Origin of the sequence: Burkholderia sp. Tr-862 (assembly GCF_011753085.1) — a bacterium.
GTDB classification, from domain to species: domain Bacteria; phylum Pseudomonadota; class Gammaproteobacteria; order Burkholderiales; family Burkholderiaceae; genus Burkholderia; species Burkholderia ambifaria.
The window spans coordinates 20,283-28,905 of record NZ_VWWG01000088.1 but is presented as its reverse complement, the minus strand read 5'-3'; the positions used below and the strand labels follow the sequence as shown (position 1 = coordinate 28,905).

Sequence of the window (8,623 nt, the reverse complement as noted above, 5' to 3'; positions counted from 1 at the left end):
CGCCCGCCCGGCCCGCGTCGCCGTCGCGGGGCCCGGCGCCATGGCCGGCGGCCCGCCGCGTATGGCCCACGGCCCGCACCACCCACCGTCCGGCCAGCCCAAAAACCCGATGCTGCGCTGCGCCACTCCTGTACAATTCGCCCTGTTTCAACGTTCCCAGCCAGAGCTGCCGCCATGTCCGAGCCCATCGACCTCTCGCAGATCGCACCCACGCTGAAAGCAGAAATCCTCGCCGAAGCGCTGCCGTACATCCGCCGCTACCACGGCAAGACCGTGGTCATCAAATACGGCGGCAATGCGATGACGGAAGAGCGGCTCAAGCAAGGCTTCGCGCGCGACGTGATCCTGCTGAAACTGGTCGGCATCAATCCGGTGATCGTCCACGGCGGCGGTCCGCAGATCGATCAGGCACTGAAGAAGATCGGCAAGGCCGGCACCTTCATCCAGGGCATGCGCGTCACCGACGAAGAGACGATGGAAGTCGTCGAATGGGTGCTGGGCGGCGAAGTGCAGCAGGACATCGTGACGCTGATCAACCACTTCGGCGGCCATGCGGTGGGCCTGACGGGCAAGGACGGCGGCCTGATCCACGCGCGCAAGCTGCTGATGCCGGACCGCGACAACCCGGGCCAGTACATCGACATCGGCCAGGTCGGCGAAGTGGAGGCGATCAATCCGGCCGTCGTAAAGGCGCTGCAGGACGACGCGTTCATCCCGGTGATCTCGCCGATCGGCTTCGGTGAGGACGGCCTGTCGTACAACATCAATGCCGACCTCGTCGCCGGCAAGCTCGCGACCGTGCTGAACGCCGAGAAGCTGCTGATGATGACCAACATCCCCGGTGTGATGGACAAGGACGGCAACCTGCTGACCGACCTGTCGGCACGCGAGATCGACGCGCTGTTCGAGGACGGCACGATCTCGGGCGGCATGCTGCCGAAGATCTCGTCGGCGCTCGACGCCGCGAAGAGCGGCGTGAAGTCGGTGCACATCGTCGACGGCCGGATCGAGCACTCGGTCCTGCTGGAAATCCTGACCGAGCAGCCGTTCGGCACGATGATCCGCTCGCATTGAGCACACGCCGCCTGCCCAAGCGTCCCGACCTGCCGGCGTCGCTGCGACGCCGGCGCATCTCCCGCAGCCGGCCGCGTGCCGGCGCGCCGGTCTGGCTGTTCGATCTCGACAACACGCTGCACCACGCATCGCACGCGATCTTTCCGGAGATCAACCGCGCGATGACGCAGTACATCATCGACACGCTCCACGTCGGGCGTGCCGAGGCCGACCGGCTGCGCACCGGCTACACGCAGCGCTACGGCGCCGCGCTCCTCGGCCTCACGCGCCATCATCCGATCGATCCGAACGACTTCCTGCGGGTCGTCCACACGTTTGCCGACCTGCCCGCGATGCTGCGCGCCGAGCGCGGCCTCGCGCGCATCATCGCCGCGCTGCCGGGCCGCAAGTTCGTGCTGACCAACGCGCCGGAGAACTACGCGCGTGCGGTACTGCGCGAGCTGCGCATCGAGCGGCTGTTCGAGCGCGTGATCGCAATCGAGCACATGCGTGATCGGCGCACATGGCGCGCGAAGCCCGACCACACGATGCTGCGCCGGACCTTGCGTGCCGCGCATGCGCGGCTGGCCGACGCGATCCTCGTCGAAGATACCCGCAGCCACCTGAAACGCTACAAGCGGCTCGGCATCGGTACCGTATGGATCACCGGCCACCTGCCGGGCCATCTGCCGAGCATCGGCCGTCCACATTATGTCGACCAGCGCATTCGTTCGTTAAAATCGCTCCGACTGGGCACACGATCGGGGCGACAGAAATGCAGCCGACTTACCCGCAGGACCAAGCCGTAAAGGAAGACCAGGCCACGCCGTCCCGCCCGCGCCCGAAGCCGGGCGAGCGGCGCGTGATGATCCTGCAGACGCTCGCCGCGATGCTCGAGGCACCCAAGGCCGAAAAAATCACGACCGCCGCGCTCGCGGCCCGGCTCGATGTGTCGGAAGCGGCGCTCTACCGGCATTTCGCCAGCAAGGCGAAGATGTACGAAGGGCTGATCGAATTCATCGAGCAGGCGCTGTTCGGCCTCGTCAACCAGATCGTAGCGAAGGAGCCGAACGGCGTACTGCAGGCGCGCACGATCGCGCTGACGATGCTCAATTTCGCCGCGAAGAATCCGGGCATGACGCGCGTGCTGACCGGTGAGGCACTCGTCGGAGAGGACGAGCGCCTCACCGAACGCGTGAACCAGCTGCTCGACCGGATCGAGGCGACCGTCAAGCAATGCCTGCGCGTTGCGCGCACGGAGGCGGATGCGCCCGACGGTGCGGCGCCGTTCGAACTGCCGGCCGACTACGATCCCGCCGCGCGCGCGAGCCTGCTCGTCAGCTACGTGATCGGCCGGTGGCACCGCTTCGCGAAGGGCGGGTTCCAGAAGCCGCCCGCCGAGCAGGCCGATGCGCATTTGCGGCTGATCCTGCAGTGAACGCGTGACACGGATTCCGGCAGGGCACTGAAGCGCCCGGGCAAGCAGCGGCTTTCACGGCCCCCCGAATCACCACTCCGTCACGCGCCGGTGGTCGGTCAGGCGAACCGACGTCTGCGCAGCATGGCTTTCTACCGCCGCCGGTATTGGCTTGCTCGCTTCCCAGTGCGTCAGCTCGACCTGCAATGCGCGCAGCGCGTCGCCACACGGCCAGTCGGCGCCGCATCGGTCGCGCGCTCCCGATACGGACGGATCTGCCGGCCCCGCGGGTCGAGGCTGCGCCGGCACGCGACGCAACGTGGCTTTCGCGGATACCGGCCGCGACGCCTCCGGTTTGCGGGCACGCACGCTCCCGCTATCGGGCCGCCGAAGTGACGTCGGCCGCAATGCCGATACCGGATGCCCGCTCGCCCCGCGGACTGGATGGGGTAACGCATTCGCCTGGCTGGCCGTCGGCGCAGAGGGTGGCACCAAAGCCAGCGCTGAATCCGAAACCGGCGTTGCAGGCGGCACCGGCTCCGCCTCACGGGCCGCCGCGACAACCGACGCGGACGCCCGTTGGCCCGCGGGCAGGCTGCCCCGGGCCGGATGGCCCAACTCCGCGCCGCGGACTGCCATCATCCCGCCGAACAACGCCATTAACGCTGCACCGAGCAATGCGCCGCCGATCGCGGACAATACGAGGCGACTGCGACTGCGGCCGCGCTGTAGCGGCCGGCGGCTCCATGCCAGATTGTCGTGCCCGAAATCGGCCGCGCACACGTCGGCGGCGATAACAAAACGACGGCTCGACAGATAGACCGCCCCCGGCGACGAGCGCGCGAAGTGATCGGTGACGCCGTGCCGAACGCCATAAGGACCGGGCAGGTAGGAAGCCGCTCTCGGCGGCGGCAATGCAAACCAGTTCTCGATCGATCCAGGATTCATGATTTCCCCTCGTTGCGCGGCCGGTGCCGGACACCGCGCGATACGTCATCCCTCACGCAGCCATTGCACGAGCATGCCCGCCGATGCGTAGCCCCGCAGCGTCGCGGCATAGCCATCGAATCGGTACGCCACCTCGTTGACGCGATTGTTATAGTCGTCGTTCTCGGCAATCAGCACGTCCAGCAGCGAGCGGCGCCCGAGGTGATACCACTGGTCGAAGAACGCGCTACGCACGCGCGCCGACTCGACCGACAGGTCGCGATACTGATCCGCCCGCTCGCCGAACGCGTGCGCATCCTCCTCCGCGCTGCGCACCTGATATTCGAGATCCAGGCGCATCTGTTCGACTTGACTCCAGCTCGCCGACGCACGGAACGTCGCCGCGTTCGTCGCCGCAGTCGCCGAGCCGCCGGTGAACGCATTCCACGTCAACGTGAGCATCGTCTGCCACGGCATGCGGCGTCCGATGGCATCCTGGCCGGTATTCGTGCTGACGACCCAGTTCAGTTGCGGCCTGGACGCCGCGCGCACCGCATCGCGGTTCAGTTCGGCCGCGCTCGCTTCAGCGCGCGCCTGTCGAAGGCGCGGGTTTTCATCGAGCGCGGACATCAGCCGGTCGAGATTGCCGGGATGCAGCGGCCAGTGCGAGTCCGTCAACATGAGCATCGGCACCGGCCGCTCGCCCACCAGCTTGCGAAGATTCAGCTCGACCGTTCGGTATTTCGCCAGCGCCGCATCGCGACTCGCCTCGGCCTGCAGCAAACGGGCTTTCGCCTGGGTGAGCTCGCTGCCGCGACCGCGATCGACCGCGACGATCTCCTCGAGCATCCGCACGAGACGCGTCATCCGGTCGACGAAGCGCTGACTCAACGTGGCGATGTTGCGCTGCTTCGACAGCTCGACGAGGGTCGCCGTGACCTGATAGGCGGAATCTTCCATCTGCGCAACGTAGCGCTCCTGACCCGCGCTCGCGAGATCCTGCCGGCTGCCGATCGTTTTCTCGGTGCGGCCCCAGTCGAACAGCGTCGTCGTCAGGTTCACGCTCAGCGCGTTGCCCGGATCGTATGCGCTGCCGGCGTTCGAGCCGAACTGCGCGGCGCGCGTCTGGCCGTTCAACTGCAATTGCGGCCACCGCGCGCCTTTCGCCTGATCGACATCCGACTGCGCCGCCTGGTACTCCGCGTAAAGGCGCCGCACCTGCGGACTGACGTCGACGGCCGCTTCCGCCGCGGCATACAGCATCTGCCGCAATTCGCGCTCGGTCATCGCGCGCCCCGCGGCAGGTGCCGACGCGGAATCATCGCGCGTCGGCGCGGATGCGCCCGTGCGTCCATCGGACACGGTGGAAGTAGCCTGCGCGTCGGTCGATGCCGACGCCATCGCAACACGTGGCGGCACGATATTGGCGGCGTGCGCGGTCCCGGCCGATTGCCACATCGACAAGACCAGCAGTAGCGCCGATGCGGCAACACGAAGCCCCACTCGAGATTCGCGCGCATCGATGCATGCGCCGTTCATTCGACATCCGCTCATACTCAACGCTCCCTGAAGGCCTCGCGGGCCTTGAAGATCGGCTTGAGCAGGTAATCGAGCACCGTCTTCTCGCCGGTGCGGATATCGACCGTCGCCTGCATGCCCGGCAATACCGGCAGACGCTTGCCGGCCGCGACGAGCGCGTCCGAGTCCGTCTCGACCATGAGCCGGTAATAATTCGCGTCGGGACGCCCCATCGCCGCCTTCTGATCGTCCTTCAACGTGTCCGGACCGATGCTGACAACGTGCCCGTGCAATCCGCCGTAGATCGAGAAGTCGTACGCGCTCAGCTTCACGAGCACCGGCAACCCCGGCCGCAGGAACGCGACGTCGGACGGTTTGATCCGCGCTTCGACCAGTACGCGGCCGTCGAGGGGGGCAATCTCCATGATGTGTTCGCCCGACTGCACGACACCGCCCGCCGTGCGGATGCGGATGTTCTTCACCACGCCGCGCATCGGCGCGACGACATCGGTGCGCGCCAGCACGTCCGCGCGCCCGGCCAGCACCTCGTTGGTTTGCGCGAGCTCCTGCTCGAGCCGCGACAGCTCGGTACTGGCCTCCGCGGTGAAACGGCTCCGGCGTTCGGCGATCTGCGCGGCGATGTCCGTCGACTGACGCCGCATGCGCAGGATCTCGACTTCCGAGACCAGCCCCTTCGCCGCGAGCGGCTCCGACATCGCGATCTCGCGCCGGACCAGCGCCTGGCTCTTCTCCAACGCGGTGACCTGCTCGTCGAGCGCGCGGCGGCGGGCGCGGTAGGTTGCGGTGGCCTGCGCGACGAGGCCAGATTCACGCTTCACGTCTTCCGGAAAGTCCAGCGGTGCGCCATAGGCTTCGGCACGCGCGCGTGACACGCTCGCCTTCAGCTCCAGCGCCTTGGTCAACACTTCGCGATAGCTCGATTGCGCGCGCGCCGGATCGATCTTCGCGAGCAACTGCCCTTTTTCGACCACCTCGCCCTCGCGCACCGCCACGCTCTGGACGATGCCGCCCTCGAGGCTCTGGATCAATTGTTCGCGGCTCGGCGATACGACCGTCGCATCGCTGCGCGTGACCTCCTCGACGCGTGCGAAGTGCGCCCACACCAGACCGGCGCCGAGTACGATTGCGATCAGATAGAGAATCAGCTGTGCACCCGCGGACGAGCGCACGAGCAGCGCCTCGCGAATGTCGCTCATGTAGGCGGCATCGCCGGCCCGCAGGCGCGGCGCCGTTCCGCGGCCTGGCATCGATCGAATGCGCCGCATCATGATGCCTCCGCAGCCGACGACGCCACGACCTCTTTCGGTTCCGCTGGCGACGCACCGGGTTCCGCACCGCGCTCGACCACGCGGATTTTCGGCGCACGGTTTCGCTGCGGCTCGGGCGGCGCATGCTGCTCACCCGCCTCGGGCTGCCCCGACAGTGCCGCCAGCACACGCGCCTTTTCCCCGTCCATCACGATCTTGCCCTGATCGACGATCACGATCCGGTCGACGAGCGCCAGCAGCGACGTGCGATGCGTCACCACGACCAGCGTCTGGTCGGAGGTCGCATGCTTCAAGTGCTCGATGAACTGCGACTCCGTCTGAGAGTCCATCGCGCTCGTCGGCTCGTCGAGCAACAATGTCCGCGGACGCGCAATCAGGCTGCGGGCGAGCGCGACGAGCTGGCGCTGCCCGCCCGACAGATCACGGCCGTTTTCGCCGACCTGAAGGTTCGCGCCGAGCGGATGCCGGGCGACCAGCGCGTCGAGCCCCGTCAGCTCGAGCACGTGCAGCAGCTCCGTGGCCGGCACGTCGGGACGGCCGATCGTCACGTTCTCGCGCAGCGAACCGTAAAACAGCCGGCTGTCCTGGCCGACGTAGCCGAAGGTACGGCGCCAGTCGGCCGGTGCGATCTGCGCGGCGTCGAGCCCATCGGCGAGCAGCTTGCCCTCCGTCGGCTGATAAAGCCGCGCGATCAAGCGCAGCAGCGTCGATTTCCCGCTGCCGACCCGGCCGAGTATCGCGACGCGCTCGCCGGGTCGAATCTCCACCGATACCTGATCCAGCGCGGGCGCGTTTTGCTGCAGGCCGGCCGACGGATACTGGAACGACACACCGTCGAGGTTCACATGGCCGCTGAGCGGCGGCTGCGCCAGATAATCCTGCCCTCGCTCGTGCTCGACCGGCATCGCCATCAGTTCGTTGAGCGAATGCATTGCGCTCTTCGCCTGCTGAAACCGCAGCGCAAGCCCCATGACCTGGCTCAGCGGCGCCGTCACACGGCCGGCCAGCATCACGGAGCCGATCAGCGCGCCCTGGGTGAGCTTGCCTTCGCCGATCAGGTACACGCCGACGATCACGATCGCGACGGTCTGCATCTGCTGCAGGAACGACACACAACTGGTCGCCATGCTAGACAGCTCGCGCGACCGCATCGACGAGGCTGCCGTCTTCGCACTGAACGCGTCCCAGCGGTGACGCATCGCGCCTTCGCCGCCGACTGCCTTCAGCGTCTCGAGCCCGTCGATCGACTCGATCAGCACGCCCTGCTTCAACGACGCCTCACGCAGGTTTTCGCGCATCGCACGCGCGAGGGGCCATTGCACGATCGTGCCGAGGCCGACGATCAGCGGGATCATCATGAGCGGAATCCAGCCGAGCGGGCCGCCGACCGCGAACACCACGCCAACGAACAAAAAGACGAACGGCAGATCGGATACTGCCGACAGCGTCGCCGACGTCGCGAAGTCCCGCACCGATTCGAACTCGCGCAACCGGTGCGCGAAGGAGCCGGCCGACGCCGGCCGGTGTTCCATCCGGATCGCCAGCGCCTGCCGAAACAGCAGGGTGCCGAGCACCAGATCGGCCTTCTTGCCCGCGGTATCGAGCACATGCGCACGCACGTGCCGCGACACCGCTTCCATCAGCATCGCGAGCGCGACGCCGATCGCGAGCGACCAGAGCGTCACGTAGGCCTGGTTCGGCACGACGCGGTCGTAGACGTTCATCGTGAAAAACACGCTGGCGAGGCCAAGCACGTTGATCAGGAACGCGCCTACCGCCGCGCTCGCGTAATAGCTGCGATAACGCCACAGCGTTCGCAGCAGCCAATGCCCGGCCGGTTCGGTCGGCAGGTCGTCCGGACGCGCGTCGACCTTCGCGGCCGGCTTCACGAGCAACGCGTAGCCGGAGTAGGTCTCGGCCAGTTCCGCATCGGTGCATTCGACCGGCCCTTCGCCCAGCTCGGGCAGCACGACGCGATACCGGCGCTGCATGTCTGGCTCCGCCGAATCGTCGACGCGACGGCCGAGCAGCACGCACGCGCTGCCGTTCCGGCGCAACAGCACGGCCGGTAACAGATGCTCGGGCAATTGCGTCAGCGGACGCTCCGCCAGCTTCGCCGCCAGGCCGGCCTGCGTCAGCGCCTCGATCGCAAGCGACGGCGTCAGCGCGCCGTATTTGGCAAGACCGGAAGTCAGGACTGCATGACTTCTGCCGAAACCGTAGTGCGTGCAAAGCCATGCAACCGAATCGAGCAGGCTGTCGTGGGTGAGGATGTCCGGCAGATTCGGCGCGTTATCGCCACCGGTATCGGGAGGTTGGGCATTCATATCGAAATCGCTATCTGGCCACTGGAATTCACGGCACCCTGGCGCGCTCCAGGACGCGGCTGTTTCGCGCGAGCGACAGGGTGGGCGCATAC

At 67.2% G+C, this 8,623-nt stretch carries 7 protein-coding genes; 3 read left to right on the top strand and 4 right to left on the bottom strand.

Going from position 1 to position 8,623, the window contains the following annotated elements:
* Positions 1 to 174: 174 nt before the first annotated feature.
* From argB to slmA, 3 genes are read left to right on the top strand one after another with little or no spacing between them, the layout of a single operon-like run.
* A complete protein-coding gene (gene argB, locus F3J14_RS21855; protein WP_006754950.1) occupies positions 175 to 1,074 on the top strand; it encodes an acetylglutamate kinase in 900 nt (299 codons plus the stop codon).
* Positions 1,071 to 1,862, top strand: coding sequence for a pyrimidine 5'-nucleotidase (locus tag F3J14_RS21850; protein ID WP_166724785.1), 792 nt, complete (start codon positions 1,071 to 1,073; stop codon positions 1,860 to 1,862). Before argB ends, F3J14_RS21850 begins: the two co-directional genes overlap by 4 nt.
* A complete protein-coding gene (slmA, locus tag F3J14_RS21845) occupies positions 1,829 to 2,491 on the top strand; it encodes a nucleoid occlusion factor SlmA (protein ID WP_069249132.1) in 663 nt (220 codons plus the stop codon). Before F3J14_RS21850 ends, slmA begins: the two co-directional genes overlap by 34 nt.
* Before the next feature lie 69 nt (positions 2,492 to 2,560).
* Here slmA and F3J14_RS21840 read toward each other — a convergent pair whose 3' ends face one another.
* From F3J14_RS21840 to F3J14_RS21825, 4 genes are all read right to left on the bottom strand, one after another.
* Positions 2,561 to 3,418: a hypothetical protein gene (locus F3J14_RS21840; protein ID WP_166724784.1), complete on the bottom strand. Its 858-nt coding sequence runs from the start codon at positions 3,416 to 3,418 to the stop codon at positions 2,561 to 2,563.
* A 45-nt stretch (positions 3,419 to 3,463) separates the two neighbouring features.
* Complete coding sequence (locus F3J14_RS21835) at positions 3,464 to 4,798, bottom strand: TolC family protein (protein WP_247682264.1); 1,335 nt, start codon at positions 4,796 to 4,798, stop codon at positions 3,464 to 3,466.
* A 155-nt stretch (positions 4,799 to 4,953) separates the two neighbouring features.
* Positions 4,954 to 6,204 (bottom strand): HlyD family type I secretion periplasmic adaptor subunit, encoded by a 1,251-nt coding sequence (locus F3J14_RS21830; protein ID WP_166724782.1) that lies wholly within the window; start codon positions 6,202 to 6,204, stop codon positions 4,954 to 4,956.
* Entirely contained in the window at positions 6,201 to 8,531 is a 2,331-nt protein-coding gene (locus F3J14_RS21825) for a type I secretion system permease/ATPase (protein WP_166724781.1), read from the bottom strand. Before F3J14_RS21825 ends, F3J14_RS21830 begins: the two co-directional genes overlap by 4 nt.
* Between the last annotated feature and the right edge of the window lie 92 nt (positions 8,532 to 8,623).

Bases quoted from the DNA above. Each gene is read 5' to 3' on its own strand.
- argB (WP_006754950.1), top strand. From the start codon at position 175: ATGTCCGAGCCCATCGACCTCTCGCAGATCGCACCCACGCTGAAAGCA.
- slmA (WP_069249132.1), top strand. From the start codon at position 1,829: ATGCAGCCGACTTACCCGCAGGACCAAGCCGTAAAGGAAGACCAGGCC.
- F3J14_RS21840 (WP_166724784.1), bottom strand. From the start codon at position 3,418: ATGAATCCTGGATCGATCGAGAACTGGTTTGCATTGCCGCCGCCGAGA.
- F3J14_RS21835 (WP_247682264.1), bottom strand. From the start codon at position 4,798: ATGGCGTCGGCATCGACCGACGCGCAGGCTACTTCCACCGTGTCCGAT.
- F3J14_RS21830 (WP_166724782.1), bottom strand. From the start codon at position 6,204: ATGATGCGGCGCATTCGATCGATGCCAGGCCGCGGAACGGCGCCGCGC.
- F3J14_RS21825 (WP_166724781.1), bottom strand. From the start codon at position 8,531: ATGAATGCCCAACCTCCCGATACCGGTGGCGATAACGCGCCGAATCTG.